This window comes from Streptomyces sp. NPDC030840, from assembly GCF_055572015.1.
In genome coordinates this window covers 129,019-148,040 of the sequence record NZ_JBVIEE010000016.1, presented here as the reverse complement: position 1 = coordinate 148,040, position 19,022 = coordinate 129,019, and the positions used below count along the sequence as shown (strand labels likewise).

At 71.4% G+C, this 19,022-nt stretch carries 15 protein-coding genes; 2 read left to right on the top strand and 13 right to left on the bottom strand.

Translation table 11 applies throughout. The features are described from left to right. Window positions 1-42 precede the first annotated feature (42 nt). The 10 genes from ACZ49J_RS30045 to solA all read right to left on the bottom strand — a co-directional run bounded on the left by ACZ49J_RS30045 (window position 43) and on the right by solA (window position 11,084). Window positions 43-981: an aldo/keto reductase gene (locus ACZ49J_RS30045; protein ID WP_467453339.1), complete on the bottom strand. Its 939-nt coding sequence runs from the start codon at window positions 979-981 to the stop codon at window positions 43-45. Continuing rightward, window positions 978-2,435, bottom strand: a complete 1,458-nt coding sequence (locus ACZ49J_RS30040; RefSeq protein WP_467453340.1) for an aldehyde dehydrogenase family protein — start codon at window positions 2,433-2,435, stop codon at window positions 978-980. The genes ACZ49J_RS30045 and ACZ49J_RS30040 overlap by 4 nt, the downstream gene beginning before the upstream one ends. Beyond that, window positions 2,432-3,385, bottom strand: a complete 954-nt coding sequence (locus ACZ49J_RS30035; protein ID WP_467453342.1) for a succinylglutamate desuccinylase/aspartoacylase family protein — start codon at window positions 3,383-3,385, stop codon at window positions 2,432-2,434. The genes ACZ49J_RS30040 and ACZ49J_RS30035 overlap by 4 nt, the downstream gene beginning before the upstream one ends. Before the next feature lie 23 nt (window positions 3,386-3,408). Continuing rightward, complete coding sequence (locus ACZ49J_RS30030) at window positions 3,409-4,791, bottom strand: aminotransferase class III-fold pyridoxal phosphate-dependent enzyme (protein WP_467453343.1); 1,383 nt, start codon at window positions 4,789-4,791, stop codon at window positions 3,409-3,411. Continuing rightward, window positions 4,788-5,651, bottom strand: a complete 864-nt coding sequence (locus ACZ49J_RS30025; protein WP_467453474.1) for an ABC transporter permease — start codon at window positions 5,649-5,651, stop codon at window positions 4,788-4,790. The genes ACZ49J_RS30030 and ACZ49J_RS30025 overlap by 4 nt, the downstream gene beginning before the upstream one ends. Continuing rightward, window positions 5,651-6,547, bottom strand: coding sequence for an ABC transporter permease (locus ACZ49J_RS30020; RefSeq protein WP_467453344.1), 897 nt, complete (start codon window positions 6,545-6,547; stop codon window positions 5,651-5,653). The genes ACZ49J_RS30025 and ACZ49J_RS30020 overlap by 1 nt, the downstream gene beginning before the upstream one ends. Before the next feature lie 3 nt (window positions 6,548-6,550). After that, entirely contained in the window at window positions 6,551-7,690 is a 1,140-nt protein-coding gene (locus tag ACZ49J_RS30015) for an ABC transporter ATP-binding protein (protein ID WP_467453345.1), read from the bottom strand. Next, window positions 7,683-8,789, bottom strand: coding sequence for an ABC transporter substrate-binding protein (locus ACZ49J_RS30010; RefSeq protein ID WP_467453346.1), 1,107 nt, complete (start codon window positions 8,787-8,789; stop codon window positions 7,683-7,685). The genes ACZ49J_RS30015 and ACZ49J_RS30010 overlap by 8 nt, the downstream gene beginning before the upstream one ends. A 79-nt stretch (window positions 8,790-8,868) precedes the next feature. Next, entirely contained in the window at window positions 8,869-9,945 is a 1,077-nt protein-coding gene (locus ACZ49J_RS30005) for a succinylglutamate desuccinylase/aspartoacylase family protein (RefSeq protein WP_467453347.1), read from the bottom strand. Between the two features lie 2 nt (window positions 9,946-9,947). Beyond that, a complete protein-coding gene (gene solA / locus ACZ49J_RS30000) occupies window positions 9,948-11,084 on the bottom strand; it encodes an N-methyl-L-tryptophan oxidase (protein ID WP_467453349.1) in 1,137 nt (378 codons plus the stop codon). 276 nt (window positions 11,085-11,360) lie between these two features. On the opposite strand from solA, the gene ACZ49J_RS29995 reads away from it, so the two are divergent. Next, entirely contained in the window at window positions 11,361-12,107 is a 747-nt protein-coding gene (locus ACZ49J_RS29995) for an IclR family transcriptional regulator (RefSeq protein ID WP_467453476.1), read from the top strand. 318 nt (window positions 12,108-12,425) lie between these two features. Further along, complete coding sequence (locus tag ACZ49J_RS29990) at window positions 12,426-13,169, top strand: IclR family transcriptional regulator (protein ID WP_467453351.1); 744 nt, start codon at window positions 12,426-12,428, stop codon at window positions 13,167-13,169. A gap of 25 nt (window positions 13,170-13,194) precedes the next feature. Here ACZ49J_RS29990 and ACZ49J_RS29985 read toward each other — a convergent pair whose 3' ends face one another. From ACZ49J_RS29985 to ACZ49J_RS29975, 3 genes are read right to left on the bottom strand one after another with little or no spacing between them, the layout of a single operon-like run. Further along, the gene (locus ACZ49J_RS29985) at window positions 13,195-14,634 is read right to left on the bottom strand and encodes an NAD-dependent succinate-semialdehyde dehydrogenase (protein ID WP_467453353.1); all 1,440 of its coding nucleotides are present in this window, start codon (window positions 14,632-14,634) and stop codon (window positions 13,195-13,197) included. Further along, the gene (locus tag ACZ49J_RS29980) at window positions 14,631-17,522 is read right to left on the bottom strand and encodes an FAD-binding and (Fe-S)-binding domain-containing protein (protein ID WP_467453354.1); all 2,892 of its coding nucleotides are present in this window, start codon (window positions 17,520-17,522) and stop codon (window positions 14,631-14,633) included. Before ACZ49J_RS29980 ends, ACZ49J_RS29985 begins: the two co-directional genes overlap by 4 nt. Further along, on the bottom strand, window positions 17,519-18,787 hold the full coding sequence (locus ACZ49J_RS29975) for an aspartate aminotransferase family protein (protein WP_467453356.1): 1,269 nt from the start codon (window positions 18,785-18,787) through the stop codon (window positions 17,519-17,521). Before ACZ49J_RS29975 ends, ACZ49J_RS29980 begins: the two co-directional genes overlap by 4 nt. Window positions 18,788-19,022 lie beyond the last annotated feature (235 nt).

Genomic DNA, 19,022 nt, shown 5'->3' with positions numbered 1-19,022 from the left:
TCAGTCTCGCGGGTTTGCAGAGTTTCCAGACGGAGTGGGACTTCAGACGACGCGCGCGCCGGGGGCGACGATCGCGTCCAGGGCGGCCAGGTCGGCCGCGTCGGGGATCCAGTCGGCCGCCGCCGCGTTGGCGGTGACCTGTTCGGGGGTCATGGCGCCGCAGATGACGGAGCCGACGGCGGGCAGGGCCGCCAGTGCGCCGATCGCGACCTGGAGGAGGGTCAGGCCGCGTTCGGCGCCGTATTCGGTGAGCGCCTCGGCCTTGTCTAGGGCGGCGTCGGTGAGCCAGCCATGCCGCCAGGACAGACGGCTGCCGGACGGGGGCTGCTCGCCGCGCCGGTACTTGCCGCTGAGCAGGCCGTTGGCCAGCGGGTAGTAGGGCAGCAGGCCGACGCCGTGGCGCAGGCAGGCGGGGATCAGGTCCTGCTCCACACCGCGGTCGAGCAGGTGGTAGCGGGCCTGGGTGGACACGAAGGCGTCGGTGAGGCGGTCGGCCGCGAGGTTGGAACAGCCGATGTAGCCGATCTTGCCCTCGTCCACCAGTTCCTGGAGCGCGGCGACGGTCTCGTCCAGCGGGGTGACGCCGTCCGGCTCGTGGTACTGGTACAGGTCGATCCGGTCGGTGCCGAGGCGGCGCAGAGACGCCTCGACGGCGTACCGGATGTAGGGGCGGGCGCCCCGCCGGCCGTACAGGTCGGCCTCGGGCCCCATCTCCATACCGAACTTGGTGGCCAGGACGACATCGTCCCGGTGCCCCTTCAAGGCGGCACCCAGGAGCCGTTCGCCGTCGCCGCGCCCGCTGCTGCTCTCGCCGAACCCGCCGTACATGTCGGCGGTGTCGAAGAGGGTGATCCCGGCATCCAGGGCCGCGTGGACGACGGCCTTCGTCCCCTCCTCGTCGAGGCGGGAGCCGAAGTTGTTGCCGCCGACGCCGACCACGGAGACGGCCGGGCCACGCTCGCCCAGGGTGCGGTATCTCATGACCGGCTCCCGAACCCGATGCAGACGTTCTTGGTCTGCAGGTAGCTGTCCAGGCCTGCCAGGCCCTTCTCCCGGCCCCAGCCACTGTGCTTGTAGCCGCCGAAGGGGAGCTCGACACCGGTGCCGACCCCGGTCGCGTTGACGTAGACCTGACCGGCCCGGATGCCCTCGGCCAGCCGCATCGCCTTGTCGATGTCACGCGTCCAGACGTACGAGGCCAGGCCGTACGGGCTGTCGTTGGCGATGTCCAGCGCCTCCTCGGCGTCGTCGAACTCGATGACGGTGACGACGGGTCCGAAGATCTCCTCGCGGGCGCACCGGGCGTCGTTCGTCAGGCCGGTGATGACGGTCGGCGCGACGTAGTAGCCGTCGGCCAGGGCAGGGTCGGAGGGAGCGCCGCCGACGGGGATCGTCGCGCCCTCCTGCCGGGCCACGTCCAGGTAGCCCAGCACCCGGTCGCGCTGCCGGGCGGCGACCAGCGGGCCGACGTCCGGGTCGGTGAGCCCCGGGCCGACGCGCAGGGACGCGGCGTGCGCGACCAGCTTCTCGAGGAACTCCTCGGCGCCGCGCTGGAGCAGCAGCCGGGTACCGGCCGAGCAGGTCTGGCCCGCGTTGCCGAAGGCGGAGGCCGCGACCGCGGTCAGCGCCAGGTCGAAGTCGGCGTCGGCGAAGACGACGACCGGCGACTTGCCGCCCAGCTCGGTGACCGACGGCACCACGTTGGCGGCGGCGGCCTGGGCGACCTTGATCCCCGTGGGAACCGAGCCGGTGAAGGTGACCTGGTTGATGTCCGGATGGCCGGCGAGGGCCGCTCCGGTCTCGCCGTCACCGGGGACCACGTTCAGCACGCCCGGCGGGAGACCGCACTCCAGGGCGATCCTGCCGATCTCGAGCGGGGTGAGCGGCGCCTCGGGCGACGGCTTGAGCACCACCGTGCAGCCCGCGGCCAGCGCGGGGGCGGAGCCGCGCGCGGTGTTCTGCAGCGGGTAGTTGAACGGGATGATCTGGCCGGAGACACCGATCGGCTCACGGACCGTGTAGTCGATCAGGCCGGGGCCCAGAGGGATCGTCGTGCCGCCGAGCTTGTCGGCGGCGCCCGCGTAGAACTCGAAGTAGCGGGCCGCCGCCTCGACGTCGTTCTTGGCCTGGCGGAGCGGCTTGCCGACGTCCTGGCTCTCCAGCCGGGCCAGCCGTTCACCCTGGTAGCGGATGGCCTCGGCGATCCGGTACAGGATCCTGCCCCGGTCGGCGGCCCGCATCCGGGCCCACTCGGGGGCGGTGAGGGCCGCTCTCGCCGCGGCCACCGCCTGGTCCACGTCCGCCTTGCCGCCCAGCGCCACCTGGGCGATGACCGTGCCGTCGGACGGGTCCAGGACGGTGAAGGAGCGTCCGTCGGCGGCAGGTCTGTGCTTGCCGTCGATCAGCAGCTCGGTCAGCTCGAGTTCGCCGCTCATGGCCGGATCTCCCCCTGCACCTCACCGAAGATGACGACCTCGTCGCCCGGACGGACCGTACGGATCCGGCGCACCCAGAGCACGATGCCCTCCTGCGGTGCGGTGACCTCCTCCAGCGTGTTGCCGTAGTGGTCGGTGATGGTGGCGATTCTGTCGCCTTCCTTGCAGGTCTCCCCCGGCTCGGCGTGAGCGACGAAGAAGCCGCCGGCGGCGGACCGGGCGAAGGTGCCGGAGACGGTCGTGTAGCTCTCGCGCAGCTCCGCCTCACCCTCGATCATCCCGAGCCGGCGCAGGATGTTGCGGATCGAGTGCATGTGGTGCTCGACGTTGGCCTCGCGGTACGTGGCGCCACCGCACTCGATGGTGATGGCGGGCTTGCCGGCCTCGAGGACGGGGTGGCGGACCGTGCCGCCCCACTTGCCGCCCTTCCAGACCAGCTCGTGCCCGGCGGCGAGGGCGATGTCCGTCGCCAGGTCCTCGTAACCGCCCTGGAGGATGACCAGCGGGGCGATCTCGCCATAGGCGCCACCGGTGTGCAGGTCGACCACGGCGTCGACGACGGGGACGACCTGCTCGACGAAGGTGGCGGCCAGGCGCTGGGAGTACGAGCCCTCCGCGTCGCCCGGGAAGATGCGGTTGAGGTTGAGGTGGTCGATGCCGCTCGCGCGGGCGGCCGCCTCGAAGGCCGGGGTGTTCAGGCAGGGGATGCCGACGACGGTGCCGCGCAGGGTGGCCGGGTCGATCTCGGCGAGCACGCGCCGTATGGCCTCCTGGCCGTCGTACTCGTCGCCGTGCACGCCCGCGTCCACACACAGGACCGGGCCGTCCTGGGCCCCGTTGACGACGATCAGCGGAATACCGAGCTCCACGCCGTAGCTGCTGGTGCCGACCGGGATGAGGCCCTGGGCGCGTTCGCCGGGGGCGACGGTCAGCGGACCGATGGAGTACATGTGAATCCTTTCCGATACGTGGATCAGATGCGGGCCGACGCCTCGGCGAGGACGCCCGCGATGATCGCGGCGAGCCGGTCGAGGACGGCGCGGTCGCTGATCAGCGGCGGCGCGATCTGGACCAGCGGCGCGGAGCGGTTGTAGACGCGGGCGAGCAGGCCGGCTTCGCGCAGTCGGCGCGGGATCAGCTCGACGATCAGTTCGGCGCGGGCCAGGTCACTGAAGCCGCCGCCGTCGAGGTCGCCGACGAGTTCGCACGAGTAGAAGAACCCGGTGCCGCGGACGTCGCCGACGATCGGCAGGTCCTTGAGGGCCGCCATGCGCTTGGCCAGATCGCCCTGGAGAGCACGGACGTTGTCCAGGATCCGGTCCCGCTCCATGATCTCCAGATTGCGCAGGGCGATGGACGCGCTCAGCGGGTGACCGGCGAAGGTGTAGCCGTGGTTGAGGACCGCGCCGGGCCGGTTGATGACCTCGGTGACCTTGGTGCTGACCAGGGTCGCGCCCATCGGGGCGTATCCGGCGGTGATGCCCTTGGCGACGGTGACCATGTCCGGGCGGGCCCCGTAGAGGTCACCGCCGAACCACTCCCCGACCCGGCCGAAGGCCGTGATCACCTCGTCGGCGACGAGCAGGAAGCCGTACCGGTCGGCCAGCGCCCGCAACCCCTGCCAGTACCCCTCGGGCGGGGTGATGCAGCCGCCCCGGTTCTGCACCGGCTCGGCGATGAGCATCGCTACGGTCTCCGGGCCCTCGGCCAGGATCGCGGCCTCCAGCTCGGCGAGCAGCCATGCCGTGTGGACCTCGTCGTCCGCGAACTCCGGTGCGAGCCCGAAGCGGTTGGTGTTCGACACGAACCGGGTGTCGACCGCCGGCGGGCCGTACGGTTCCGTCAGGCCGGGGTCGTCGGTGAACGACAGGGTGCCGATGGTCAGCCCGTGGTAGGCGCCGCGCCGGGCGATGGCCTTGGTGCGGCCCGGCTCGCCGCGCAGGGCGTGGTAGCGGCGGGCGATCTTCCAGGCGGTCTCGACGGCTTCGGCGCCACCGCTCGAGAAGAAGGTGTGCTCGATGTCGACGGGGGCGATCCGGGACAGCCGCTCGGCGAGTTCGATCGCCGCCGGGTGCGCCGAGCCGGTCCACAGCGGGCTGTAGCACAGCTCGCGCAGTTGCCGTTCGGCGGCCTCGGCGAACTCGGGACCGTAGGAGTAGCCGAGCTGGCAGCAGTACAGCCCTGACAGTCCGTCGATGTAGCGTCTGCCGTCCGCGTCGTCGACGTACGGGCCCTCCCCTCGCCGCACGACGAGGAGGTCCTCGCCGTCCGGGCCGAGCGAGCCGTTGGCGGTCATGTTCAGCAGCAGGTGCCGCTGAGCGGTGGCCGCGGTCGGCTGAGCGGTGGTGGTGGTCATACGGCCTCGCCTCCGGGGTTGGCGACCCCTGCCGTGTTCTCGACCGAGAGCAGGGAACCCTGCCGTCCGGAGCCGAGCCAGCGCACCAGGGCCACCAGGCCCAGGGCGAGGATGGCGAAGGCGGTGAGGAGCGCGCTGACGGCGGTGACGCTGGGGTCGATCTCGAAGGTGAGGGAGTTGTAGACCCGCACCGGCAGGGTGACGGTGTCGACCGAGGAGAGGAACTGGGAGATGTAGAACTCGTCGAAGCTGGTGATGAAGGAGAAGATCGCCGCCGCGATCATGCCCGGCGCCGCCAGAGGGAAGGTGATCTTCCGGGCGATCGTCAGCCGGCCCGCGCCCATGCTGGCCGCTGCGTCCTCCAGGCGTTCGTCGATCCCGCGCAGGGTCGCGATCAGGATCAGCACCGCGATCGGTGAGGCCAGCACGGTGTGGCCGAGCGCGATGGCGATCGGGCTGCCCAGCATCGCGGCCGGCTCGAAGAGCAGGAACAGACCCAGCGCGGTGACGATCTGGGGGATGACCAGCGGTCCCAGGACCAGCGCGAACACCGCGGAGCGCAGCGGGAGTTCGCTGCGGACCAGGGCGGTCGCCGCGGTCACCCCGATGATCAGGGAGAACACGGTGCTCAGCGCGGCGACCAGGGCGCTCAGGGAGAGTGCGGCGGGCCATTTGCTGCCGTCGGCGAACAGGGCCTTGTACCAGTTCAGCGTCCACGCCTCCGGGGGAAAGGAGGCGAAGGCGTTGTTGCTGAAGGAGGTGACCAGGATGACCACGATCGGCAGCGCCAGGAACAGCAGGATCACGGTGGCCACGGCCGTGAGGGCGATCCGCCCGGCGAGGGACTTGCGCAGCTCCATCACGACGCGCTCCTCTTCCTACGGCTGGCACCCAGCGAGGTCACGACCTTGACCAGCAGCAGTCCGGCCAGGGTGAGGACCAGCAGGATGACGCCTTGCGCGGCCGCCCCGTTCCACTGGTTCTCCTTGGTGACCTGCTGGTTGATGAGGGTGGCGATCATCGTCTGGTGGGGTCCGCCCATCAGGGCCGGGGTGATGTAGTAGCCCAGCGACAGGATGAAGCTGAGCAGTCCGGCACTGGCCAGGCCCGGGGCGACCAGCGGCAGATAGACGCGGCGGAAGATGGTCACCTTGCCCGCGCCCATGCTGGCCGCGGCCGCCAGCAGACGCCGGTCCACCCCACGCATCACGCCGTACAGCAGCAGCACCGTGTAGGGCAGCATCATGGAGGTGGTGCCGATCACCACACCCAGCTCGTTGTAGAGCAGCTGGAACGGGGCGCCGGGGACCGACATGGCGGCCAGGGTCTCGTTCACCAGGCCCTTGTCACCGAGCATGATGATCCAGCCATACGTGCGCACCAGGGCGCTGACGAAGTGCGGCACGACCACGACCAGCATCGCCAAACCCGCCAGCATGGGCTTGAGCCGGGAGATCGCCTGGGCCAGAACGAACCCGAAGACCAGGCTGAGGACCGCTGTCTCGGCGGAGATCCGCAGCGTGGTGAACAGCACCGACAGGTTCACGCCGGTCAGCGCGTCGGCGTACCAGTGCAGCGTGAACGAACCGTCGGCGTCCTTCAGACTGAGCAGCAGCGTGGAGAAGATCGGGTAGACGAACAGCACCAGCAGATAGACGACGACCGGCAGCGCGTAGAGGATCCCGACCCGCGTCCGGCGCGAAGCCAGCAGCTTGCGCGGACGGGCAGGAGCCTGCGCGGTGAGGGTGGCGGCCATGACTCACCCTCCCTGTTCGACAGGGAAGAGGTTGACGTCCTCGGGGTCCGCGCTGATCCCGACCCGCTCGCCGGCGACCGGGCCCCGGCCGGCCGGGACCTCCAGGCGCAGCAGCGGCGCGTCACCGCCGTCGACGCGCACCCCGGCGCGGACCAGGGTGCCCACATAGGTGGCGGTCTCCACCGTGCCGGTACAGAACCCGTCATCGGCGGCGCAGGCCCGCAGCCGGCCCGGCTGCACAGCCACCTTCACCTCAGTGCCGGAGGCCAGGTCGTGACGGCGTGCCTTCAGCAGGCCGCCGGAGTTGTCCAGGCGGACCAGGGTGTGCTCGCCGTCCTGCTTCTCCACCCGGCCGGGCAGGAAGTTCGCCGCGCCCAGGAAGTCCGCGACGAACGGCGTCCTCGGCCGTTCGAACAGCTCCCTGGGGGTGTCGAACTGCTCGATCAGGCCGTTGCGCATGACCGCGATGCGGTCCGACATCACCAGCGCTTCCTCCTGATCGTGCGTCACATAGATGACGGTCAGGCCGAGTTCCTGCTGGATGGTCTTGATCTCCACCTGGAGCTGGTCGCGCAGCTTCTTGTCCAGCGCACCGAGCGGCTCGTCCATCAGGATGACCGGCGGGCGGTAGACCAGCGCCCGGCACAGCGCCACACGCTGCTGCTGACCACCGGACAGCTCACGCGGCTTGCGCCCGCCGAACCCGGACAGACCGGCGATCTCCAGCGTCTCCCCCACCCGGCGGCGGATCTCGTCCTTGCCCACCCCGCGCAGCGTGAGCGGGAAGGCGACGTTCTCCGCGACCGTCATGTGCGGGAAAAGCAGGTACTGCTGGAAGACGAACCCGAGGTTCCGCTTCTGCGGGGCCAGGCGGGTGACGTCGCGGCCTCCGACGGTGATGGTGCCGGAGTCGGGTTCGCAGAACCCGGCGATCATCATCAGCGTCGTGGTCTTGCCCGACCCGGAGGAGCCGAGGAAAGTGACGAACTCCCCCGCCGCGATCTCCATGGACGCCTCGTCGACGGCGACGACGTCCCCGTAGGTCTTGCGCAACGCCACTACCGACAGCGCCTTGCCGGTCGCGGTGGCCGGCTTGCCGCCGGCCACCTCGACAGACGGTGTGGCAACACCGAATTCAGCCACGAGCCCACTCCAACCAGCGCTTGGTGACGGACGATTCGTTCTTCAGCCACCAGTCGACATCCGCGTCGAAACCCTTGTCGTAGTACTTCGGAGCACCCGCCAGCGCGTTGCGCTCCTCCTCGGTGAGCTTCTTGTAAGCCAGCGGGGACGACGGGTTCGACGGGAACGCCTTCGCCAAGGCGGCCTGGCTCTCCGCCCGCAGCGAGAAGTCCATCAGCTTGTAGGCGTTGTCCACGTTGGCCGCGCCCTTGGCGATGGCATAGCCCTGGAACTGGCGGCGCATACCGTTCAGCTGGCGCTCCACCGGAACACCCTGCTTCTGCAGATCAGCGATACGGCCGTCCCAGACAGTGGACATCGTCACTTCCTGGCGGCTGAGCAGCACACCCGGCAGCGGGCCGCTGTCCCAGAACTTCTTGATGTCCGAGCGCAGTTCGGTCAGCACCTTGAACGCGCGGTCCACATCCAGCGGGTACAGCTTGTCCATCGGCACGCCGTCGGCCAGCAGCGCGAACTCCAGCTCCGGCAGGTCACCGTCCGGGTGGACCATCGCCCGATCGCCCTTGAACGCCTTGGTGTCCCAGAAGTCCGCCCACGACTCCGGCTTCCTACCTCCGAACGCGTCCGTGCGGTACGCCATACAGGCGCCGTAGAAGCTGCTGCCGACGGCATGGTCGGTGATCTGGGCCTTGGGGATCTTCGCGCTCTTCACGCTCCTGACCCGGTCCAGGTCCAGCGTCTCCAGGGCGTCCTGCTTCAGGTACTTGGTGTGGGACATCATCGAGTTGTTGATGAGGTCGCACTGCGGGCGGCCCTGCTTGATCTGGGCCAGCAGCGGGGCGTCGTCGAGGTTGAGCACCTTGACCTGGATGCCGGTCTCCTGGGTGAACGGCGTGTAGATCGCCTTCTGCAGGGCCGCGCCGTAGGAACCGCCGCTGTCGCGGACGATCACCGTCTTGGAGCTCTTGCCGCCGCTGCCGCCGACGTTCCGGCTGGTGCCGGTGCCGCAGGCGCTGAGGGCGGTCGTGGCGGCGACGCCGGCCGTGACCCCGCCTATTCCGCGCAGGAACAGTCTGCGGTCGATCCGGGCATCTTTCATCGTGTGCCTCCTGGTGGTGCTGGCCGTGAGAAGGGGAGCGGTTGGGGATGTGATGAGGGGGGCTGCTGGGGTGGGGTGTCTAGGGGCGGGGGTGTCCGGGGGCGGGGTCTGCCTCGTCGGATCCACGGCCCATGCCGGGAGCCCGGAGGGTGTCGGCTCGCGTGGCCTGGTCGGGGTCCCACGGGATGGCTATGGCGGCCAGTTCGGTGCCGGGGGCGACGGTGAGGCCGTGCATGCCGTAGAAGATCCGCCCGTCGGCCGGGGCGTGGACGGTGTGTTCCCGGCCGTCGGCCGGGTCGACGATGCGGCCGAGGACATCGCCCTCCGCCACCTCGCCGATGACGTCGGCGTCGAAGGAGAACTCCGGGTACCACAGGCCGCCGGCCTCGGCCGTGGCTCCGGCGGACCAGACCCATTCCCGGGTCGGCGCCGGGGCGGAGTCGTCCGGGTCCAGTACGCCCAGGTGGCGCAGCGCCCGCAGCAGGCCGTCGACGCGGCGGCGGGCCGTGGCCCCGTCACGCTGCCCGCGTTCGCCCACCTCGACGAGTACGGCTGAGATCCCCCGGCGGGCGGCGGCCGCGTGGCTGTTGCCGCCCTCGGCCTTGAGCCCGATGATGACGTCCTCGATCCCGAAGGAGCGGGCCAGTTCGGCCGTCGCCTTGTCGAGGTCCGGGTCTCCGGTGAGGCGGTAGCCGACGAAGTCCCGCAGGACCTGGTCGATGCCGCCGCAGTGCAGGTCGATGTAGACGTCGGCGCCGTCGACCAGGTGCGCGAAGAGCCAGGCGGCCAGCCGCTCGGTGGGGCCGCCGTCCGGGTCGCCGGGGAAGACACGGTTGATGTTCACGCCGTCGACCGGGGAGACGTTGAGCCGGCCCCCGTACACCGCGTTGGGATTGGCGACCGGACAGACGATCACCTGTCCGTGCACCTCACCTGGTTCCAGCAGGCCCGCCAGGCGTACGGCGGCGTCGATGGGGGTGAACTCGCCGCCGTGCACTCCCGCGGTGATGACGACCCGGGGGCCGGGGCGGGTGCCGTTGACCAGGGTCAGCGGGATGTCCGCGGTGAGGGTGCCGAGGTCGGCCCGGACGGTGCCGCGGGCCTTGGTGCCGGGCCGGGCCTGAAGGGAGCCGACGGAGACGGTGGTGTCGGTCATGGTCATGCCTCCGTACGGCCGACGGTGGAGATGAAGTCGATGGGCTGGGGTGAGGTGCCGTCCAGCGCGAGGTCGGCGGCGATGTCCCCGAAGGCGGGAGCGAGTTTGAAGCCGTGGCCGGAGAACCCGGCGAGCAGGACGACGTTCTCGGCGCCGGGCAGCGGGCCGACCAGCGGACGGCTGCTCTCGGTGTAGCCCTCCATGTAGACGGAGAGCCGGGTCGGGTCCGGGTGCAGGTCCGGCAGGTAGCGGCCGATCAGCTCGCTGAAGATCTCCAGCTCCTCCGGTCGCACGGTCCGGTCCAGCTGGTTCGGGTCGCCCGCGGGGCGGTGCAGGGCGCGGGAGAGGCCGAGCTTGACGGAGATGCCGTCCGGGGAGGGCAGGCCGTAGCAGTGGGTGGGGGCCGTACGGATGAAGGCGGGGCGCTCCTCGCCGAACCAGGCGTCGGTGGTGGGCACGTACCAGGCGCTGACGAGGCGGCGGATGTCCACCTCCCACGGCAGGTCGGGCAGCAGGTCGCTCACCCAGGGGCCGGGGGTGACGACGGCCGTGTCGAAGCGCTCGCTGCCGGCGTCGGTGCGGATCTCCACGCCGTTCGCGACGGGGACGATCTCGCGGACCGTGGTGTAGCGGTGGATGACGGCGCCCAGCTGCTCGGCGCGGCGGGCGGCGCTCTGGATGCTCAGCTCGGGGCGGATGAAACCGGCGCGGCGGTCGAGCACGGCCGCGTCGCCGTCCTCGATACGGTACTGGGGGAAACGTTTCGCCAGGGACTCGGCATCCAGCACCTCGTGATCGAGGTCGTGCTCGGCGATGGACTCGAGGACGGTAGCCATCTGGTGGTGATCGGTCGGCCCCATCAGCAGGCATCCGGTCAGCCGGCGCAGCTCGCGGCCGGTCTCCTGCTGGAGCTGCTCCCACAGGGCGTCGGCGTGCTTGAGCAGCGGGACGTACCGGGAGTCCTCGAAGTGGGCGCTGCGGAAGATCCGGGTCTCACCGCCTGCGGCACTGCGGTCGTGGCCCGGGGCGAACCGGTCGTACCCGACGACCTCGGCACCGCGGGACGCCAGCCGCCAGGCGGCCTGGCTGCCCATCGTTCCGACGCCGACCACGGCGACGCGCTTCCTGGCAGCTGACACAGGACTTTCCTTTCGTATCACCGGGGCGCATGCTGGGCCCCGACGTGAGGCTGATCGATTCGAGGCGGTTGGGACGGGGCCGGCCTTGGGACCCATGGCTCGCAACCGTCGCGTCTCGGAGTTCCGGCCACTTCTCCGGAATCTCTCCTGAAGGGTCGTGCCACATTGTGGAACGCTGTGCTAGAATCTGGCACAGAGAATGACAGCGGCTCGGAGGGGAGTCAAGAGGGTGTCCGGCAGGAATTCCGAGGATTAACAGGGGGAAACCGGATGGAAATGAAGAGCGTCACCAGGTCGCTGCGCATCCTGGAGGCGGTCGCCCAGCATCAGCCGGTCACCGTCGGCGAGTTGACGAAGATCTTCGGAATCCCGAAGTCCACGGTGCAGCGCACCCTGGTCACACTGGCCGAGGCGGGCTGGCTGCGGGCGAACCGCAGGGACACCACCCGCTGGGAGATCGGCGCCCGGGTCCTCGCCGTACGGCCCGCCGCCCTGCAGGGCTCCAGCCTGTTCGCCGCCGCCCGCGAACCCATGATCCGCCTCCGGGACGCGGTGAACGAGACCATCCACCTGTCGGTGCCCGACGCCCTGCAGTGCATGGTCGTCGTGGACCGCGTCGACTGCGACCACGCCGTACGGACCTTCCACACCATCGGCGACACGTCTCCGCTGCACGCCACCGCCGTCGGGCGCGCCATCCTCGCCCACCTGCCGAAGCAGGACGTGGAGGAGCTCGTCGCGCAGGGACTGGAACGGTTCGGCGACACCACCCCCGCCACCCCCCACGAACTGCGCGCCGAGCTGGACCGCATCCGTACCGACGGGTACGCGATCAACACCAACCAGTACCGCCCGGGCGTCTGCGCCCTCGCCGCGCCCGTACTCGACGAGGGCGGAACACCGCTGGCCGCCGTGGCCGTCTCGATGCCCGACTCCCGGTACGACGCGAACCGGGTGCCCGAGTGGGGCCGCCTCGTCTCCGACACGGCCGCGGAGATCACCGGGCGGCTGGCGGGCACCTGAGCGGAAGGCTGCGGCCCGAGAGCACCGCGCCGGCCACGGGCCGGCTCGCACGCAGCGGCGTGGGAGCCGGCCCTCAGTGCGTCTTGGGACCGCCGCACCGCCACCGCCGCGCCGCCCAGCGCACACCACACACCACACGCCACCCATCACCCACCTCGGACCCCACCACGCCGCACATTCCTCCCGCACGCCACCGCGGCATGCCGGATTGTGGAATGCCGTGCTAAAATCCGGCACGATCGAGCAGTGACTCCGGAAGGGAGTCCACAAGTGAGCACGACGAAGCCACACGACTGACGGGGGGCACCGAAAGTGGAAATGAAGAGCGTCACCAGGTCACTGCGCATCCTGGAGGCGGTCGCCCAGCACCAGCCCGTGACCGTGGGAGAGCTGACGAGGCTCTTCGGCCTGCCCAAATCGACCGTGCAGCGCACCCTGGTCACACTCAACGAGGCGGGCTGGCTGCGGGCCAACCGCAGGGACACCACCCGCTGGGAGGTCGGCGCCCGGGTCCTCGCCGTACGGCCCGCCGCCCTGCAGGGCTCCAGCCTGTTCGCCGCCGCCCGCGAACCCATGATCCGCCTCCGCGACACGCTGAACGAGACCATCCACCTGTCGGTGCCCGACGCCCTGCAGTGCATGGTCGTCGTGGACCGCGTCGACTGCGACCACGCCGTACGGACCTACCACGCCATCGGCGACACCTCACCCCTGCACGCCACGGCCACCGGACACGCGGTCCTCGCCCACCTGCCGAAGTACGAGATCGACGAGTTCACGGCGGGCGCCCTGGAGGGCTACGGCGCTGAGACCATCACCGACCCGCTGGAGCTGCGCGCAGAGCTCCAGCGCGTCAGGGACCGTGGATACGCCGTCAACCACAACCAGTACCTCCAGGGTGTCTGCGCCATCGCGGCGCCCGTCCTGGACGGTGACGGCGTACCGCTGGCCGCCGTGGCCGTCTCCCTGCCCGACTCCCGCTTCGAGCCCGGCCGGCTCGCGGAGCTGGGGCGAGTGGTGACCGACACCGCGGCGGACATCACCGCTCGCCACCAGCGCTGAGGGCGACTGGGCAGGGTCGCCACCGTCATCGCACGGGCACCGCCAGGTACTGGTACTCCAGGAACTCGTCGATCCCGACCCGGCCGCCCTCGCGGCCCAGCCCGGACTGCTTGACGCCGCCGAACGGTGCGGCCGGGTTGGAGACGAGGCCGGTGTTGAGGCCGACCATGCCCACCTCCAGCCGTTCGCTGACGCGCAGGGCGCGGTCGAGGCCCTCGGTGAACACGTAGCCGACGAGTCCCCAGGGGGTGTCGTTGGCGCGGCGTACGACCTCGTCCTCGTCGTCGAAGGTGAGGATCGCCGCGACCGGCCCGAAGATCTCCGTGTCCATCAGACGGCTGCCGGGGTCCACGCCGGCGAGCACGGTGGGCGGGTAGAAGCAGCCCGGGCCTTCGGGCGCGCGGCCGCCGACGAGAACCCGCGCGCCGCGCTCCACCGCGTCGGCGACCAGTTCCTCGACCTTGGCCCGGCCCGCGGCGTCGATCAGCGGGCCGACATCGACGCCGTCCCGCGTGCCCGGCCCCACGACGAGCGCGCCCATGCGCTCGGCGAGCCGCCGCCCGAACTCCTCCGCAACCGAGGCGTGGACGAAGAAGCGGTTCGCGGCCGTGCACGCCTCGCCCATGTTGCGCATCTTCGCGACCATCGCGCCGTCCACGGCCTTGTCCAGGTCGGCGTCCTCGAACACGATGAACGGCGCGTTGCCGCCCAGCTCCATCGAGCTCCGCACGACCGTCTCCGCGCACTGGGCGAGGAGCAGCCGCCCGACGGCCGTGGAACCGGTGAAGGACAGCTTGCGGATGCGCCCGCCGCGCAGCAGCGGCTCGCACACCTCGCCCGCGCGGGACGTGGTGACGACGTTCAGCACGCCGTCCGGCAGCCCGGCCTCCTTCAGGATCGCGGCCAGGGCCAGGCTGGACAGCGGGGTCTGCGGCGCAGGCTTGAGCACCATCGTGCAGCCGGCCGCGATCGCCGGGCCGATCTTGCGGGTGCCCATCGCGAGCGGGAAGTTCCACGGGGTGATCAGCAGGCAGGGGCCCACGGGGCGGCGGGAGAGCAGCATGCGGTTGCGCCCGTCCGGCAGGGTGGCGAGGCCGCCGTCGATACGCACGGCCTCCTCGGAGAACCAGCGGAAGAACTCGGCCGCGTACGCCACCTCGCCCCGGGCCTCGGCGAGCGGCTTGCCCATCTCGGCCGTCATCAGGTGGGCGAGCTCGTCGGTGCGTTCGAGGATGATCTCGTAGGCCCGGCGCAGGATCTCGCTGCGCGCCCGGGGTGCCGTGCGGGCCCACTCCTGCTGTGCCTGGACGGCTGCCTCCTCGGCGAGCGCCGCGTCCTTGGGTCCCGCGTCGGCGACGTGGCAGAGGATCTCGCCGGTCGCCGGGTCGTCCACGGGCATGGTGGCGCCGTCCACGGCGTCCACCCAGGCACCGCCGATGAACAACTGCGTGGGTGTGTCGGTCATGAGGATTCTCCTGGTTGATCGGCGGGGTCGAGCAGTTCGGCGAGGTGCACGGCGCGGATGCCCCGGTCACCGGCGAGGTGGTCGATCTGGGTGGCGCAGCTGAAGCCGTCGGCCACGACGACGGTCCGTCCTTCGGCGTCGATGTCGTCCAGACGTGGCTTGAGGGCCAGGTCGGCGACGGCCATCGAGGTGTCGTAGTGCTGCTCCTCGAAACCGAAGTTCCCGGCGAGTCCGCAGCAGCCCTCCGCCTCGACCACCTTCCGTACGCCGAGGCGGCCGAGCAGATCGCGGGGGTGGCGGCCCTTGAAGGTGGCGTACTCGTGGCAGTGGGTCTGCAGGACGACGTCGTCCGGCAGTCCCGGTGGGGTCCAGTCGGGTGCCGCCAGGTCGGTCAGGGCGCCGGTGAGGGTGTGGACGCGGGACGCGACGCGGCGGGCGGCGTCGGTGCCGAGCAGTTCGGGGACGTCACGCTTCAGTGCCGCCGCGCAGCTGGGCTCGGCCACGACGATCGGCCGGTCGTCGCCGTTGTCGAGGCGGTCGACCGTACGGGCCATGACGCGGCGCGCGACGGACAGCTGGCCGGTGCTGACCCAGGTCAGGCCGCAGCACAGGCCGTCCTCCGCCGTGCAGGGGATGCCGGCGTCGGCGAGTACGCGGCTCGCGGCACCCGCCACCTCGGGACGGAAGGCGCGGGTGAAGCTGTCGACGAAGAGCAGGGCTTTCGCCGGTTCGCCCGTCCTCGCCGCGCGCAGGGCCCTGCGCAGCGCGCGCCGGGAGGCGAAGGCCGGGATCTGGCGCTTCGTGGTCACGCCTCCGAGCCGGGCGAGCAGCCTGCCGACCGGTCCGCGCAGCAGTGCGTTGAGCGGGCGGGCCGCGTGTCCGGCGAGGGCGGAGGTCAGGGGCAGCCAGCCCAGCGAGTAGTGGGAGCGTGGCCTGAGCCGGCCCTTGTAGTGCTGGTGCAGGAACTCCGCCTTGTAGGTGGCCATGTCGACGCCGACCGGGCAGTCGCTGGAGCACGCCTTGCAGGACAGACACAGATCGAGGGCGTCGCGCACCTCGGGCGAGCGCCAGCCGTCCTGCACCACGTCGCCCCGCACCATCTCCTGGAGCAGCCGGGCCCGGCCCCGGGTGGAGTCGTTCTCCTCCCCCGTGGCCCGGTAGCTGGGGCACATTACGCCGCCCGTGTCGCTGCGGCAGCGGCCGACTCCGACACAGCGGCGTACCGCTCCCGCGAAGCCGTCCTCGTCGTGCGGGAAGGTGAAGAGCGTGTCGACGGGCAGCAGCTCGGGGGTGTGCAGCGCGAGGTCGGCGTCGAGGCGGGCCGGGGCCACGATGACGCCCGGATTGAGCAGCCCCCCGGGGTCGAAGATCTCCTTGAAGGCGGCGAACGCACGGATCAGCCGGTGGCTGTACATGACCTCCAGCAGCTCACCGCGCGCCCGCCCGTCACCGTGCTCACCGGACAGCGTGCCGCCGTGGGAGACCACGAGCGTGGCCGCCTCGCCGAGGAAGCGGCGTGCGGCGGCCCGGCCGGTGCCCGTGGCGAGGTCGAAGTCGATGCGCACGTGCACGCATCCCGCGCCGAAGTGCCCGTACAGCACACCGGTCAGTCCGTGCGAGGCCAGCAGCTTGCGGAAGTCGCGCAGGTAGTCGGCCAGGTTCTCGGGCGCGACCGCCGCGTCCTCCCAGCCGGGCCAGGACTCCCCGCCGTCGACCAGCCGGGCGGCGAGCCCGGCCCCGTCCTCGCGGACCCGCCACAGCGAGCGCCGCTCGGCCGCGCTCCGCACGACCCGCCCACCGGTCGTCCGGCCCCGCGCCCTGAGCACGTCCAGCAGTTCGGCGGCGCGGGCGTCGACCGCCGTCTGGTCGTCACCGTCGAGTTCGACGTACAGCCAGGCCCGACCCTCGGGAAGTCCGGTGACGGAGTCCGCGCCGCGGCGGGCCCGCATGGTGGCGACGATCGCCTCGTCCATGCCCTCCACGGCCGTCGGCTCCCAGCGCAGGATCTCGGGAACGTCCTCGGCGGCGTCGACCACGTCGTCGTAGCCGAGCGTCAGCAGTGTGGAGGCCTGTGCGGTCGCCACCAGGCGGACCGTCGCGGCGGTGACGACCGCACAGGAGCCCTCGGTGCCCACCAGCGCACGCGCCATGTCGAAGCCGTGCTCGGGCAGCAGGTGGTGCAGTGGGTAGCCGGAGACCTGGCGCGGGATGCGGCCCAGTTCGGTGCGGATCGGCGCCAGGTTGGTGTTGATCAGGTCGCGTACGTCCGCTTCGAGCCGGGCGACAGCCCGGACCGCGTCCGCGTCGTCCGGTTCGGCCGCGCGCAGGCCGCCGCGGTCGGCGACGGCCCGCACGCCGTCGGACGTCACGATCTCCAGTGCCTCTATGTGGCCGCTGGTCCGCCCGTGCCGTACCGAACGGTTGCCGCACGCGTCGTTGCCGATCATCCCGCCGAGGGTGCAGCGGCTGTGCGAGGAGGGGTCGGGGCCGAAGGTGAGCCCGTGCGGGGCGGTCGCGTCGCGCAGCGCGTCCAGGATGACACCGGCCTCGACACGTGCGGTGCGCGCCACCGGGTCGATGTCCAGGATCCGGTTCATGTACCGGGAGAAGTCCAGGACGAGGCCCGGCCCGACGGCGTTGCCCGCCATGCTGGTGCCGCCGCCGCGCGCGGTGACGGGGACGCCCGCCTGCCGGCAGGCGCGCAGCACCGCGACCACGTCGTCGGCGCCGCGGGGGAACACCACGGCCCGCGGCGGGACCCGGTAGTTGGAGGCGTCGTAGGCGTAGAGGCCCGAGGGGCCGGGGCCGGTCTCCACCCGCAGGCCGGGAGCGGTCTCGGCGAGCCGCGCGACCAGCGGCTCCAGGGGGGCCGTGGTGGTGCCGGTCATCGCCGTGCCGCTCCCGAGGTGCCGGCCTCGACCGCGGCCGCCCATGCCCGGAGGCCCTCGTCGACCTGCGTCTCGTCGATCACGAGCGCCGGGATCATCCGCACGACCTGGTTCCACGCCCCGCACAGCAGCAGGAGCAGACCCTCGTCGACGGCGGCGCGCTGCACGCGTGCGGCGGTCTCGGGGTCGGGGCTGCCGTCCTCGGTGACGAACTCGGTGGCCAGCATCAGTCCGAGGCCCCGCACGTCCCCGATGCCCGGGGTCCGGTCGGCCACCGCCTCCAGGCCGGCGCGCAGCCGCTTGCCCATCGCCTCGGCGTTCTCGACGAGCTTCTCGTCGCGTACGACGTCGAGGGTGGCGCAGGCCGCGGCGCAGGCGACGGCGTTGGCTCCGTACGTCCCGCCCTGGGAGCCCGGCCAGGCCTTGCTCATCAGCTCCTCGGAGGCGGCGATGCCGGACAGCGGGAATCCACTGGCCAGCCCCTTGGCGGTGACCAGGATGTCCGGGGTGACACCGAAGTGGTCGTGGCCCCAGAACCGGCCCGTGCGGCCGACACCCGTCTGCACCTCGTCGAGGATCAGCAGGAACCCGTGGCGGTCCGCCCGCTCGCGCAGACCCTCCAGGAAGGCGCGGGTCGCGGGCACGTAGCCGCCCTCGCCGAGCACCGGTTCGACGATGACCGCGGCCGTGTCGGCGGGCGAGGAGATCGTCTGGAGGGTGTAGTCCAGCTCCTTCAGGGCGAAGCGGGTCGCGGTCTCCTCGTCCCAGCCGTAGCGGTAGGCCGACGGGAAGGGGGTGACGACCACGCCGCTCATCAGCGGGGAGAAACCGGACCGGAAGCGAGTGCCGGACGTGGTCATGGACGCGGCGGCGACGGTACGGCCGTGAAAGCCGCCGTGGCAGACCAGGACGTTCGGACGGCCGGTGGCCTGGCGGGCCAGCCGCAGCGCGGCCTCCACGGCCTCGCTGCCGGAGTTGGTGAAGAACAGGCTGTCCAGCCCGGCCGGCAGTACCTCGCCGAGCTTCTCGACGAGCCGCCGCAGGGGCTGGTGCATCACCGTCGTGTACTGGCCGTGGACGAGCGTGCCCACCTGCTCCCGGGCGGCCGCGACGACCGTGGGGTGGCAGTGTCCGGTGCTGGTGACGCCGATGCCGGCGGTGAAGTCCAGGTAGCGGCGGCCGTCCTCGCCGTAGAGGTGGACGCCCTCGCCCCGGGCCGCCACCACGGGCGTGGCCTGGCGGAGGTGCGGCGACAGTGCGGTCATGTTCGTCTCCCGGCGGGTGCGTCGGTATGCTCCGGTCCCCCCGAGCATCTCCGCGGACCAGGACGGCGCCAACGCGCGATCTGTCCAGCCGCCCCACGGTGTCCGGACGTTGTGTCAGGCGCTCCCGGGCCCCGTGCTCCGCCCGTACGCCTCCCGGACGCGCTCTCAACGCCCTTGCGCAGGTCAGCGGCGCTTGCCAGAGTGACGGGGCACTGTCCGAGCTCTCGGGCTCCGC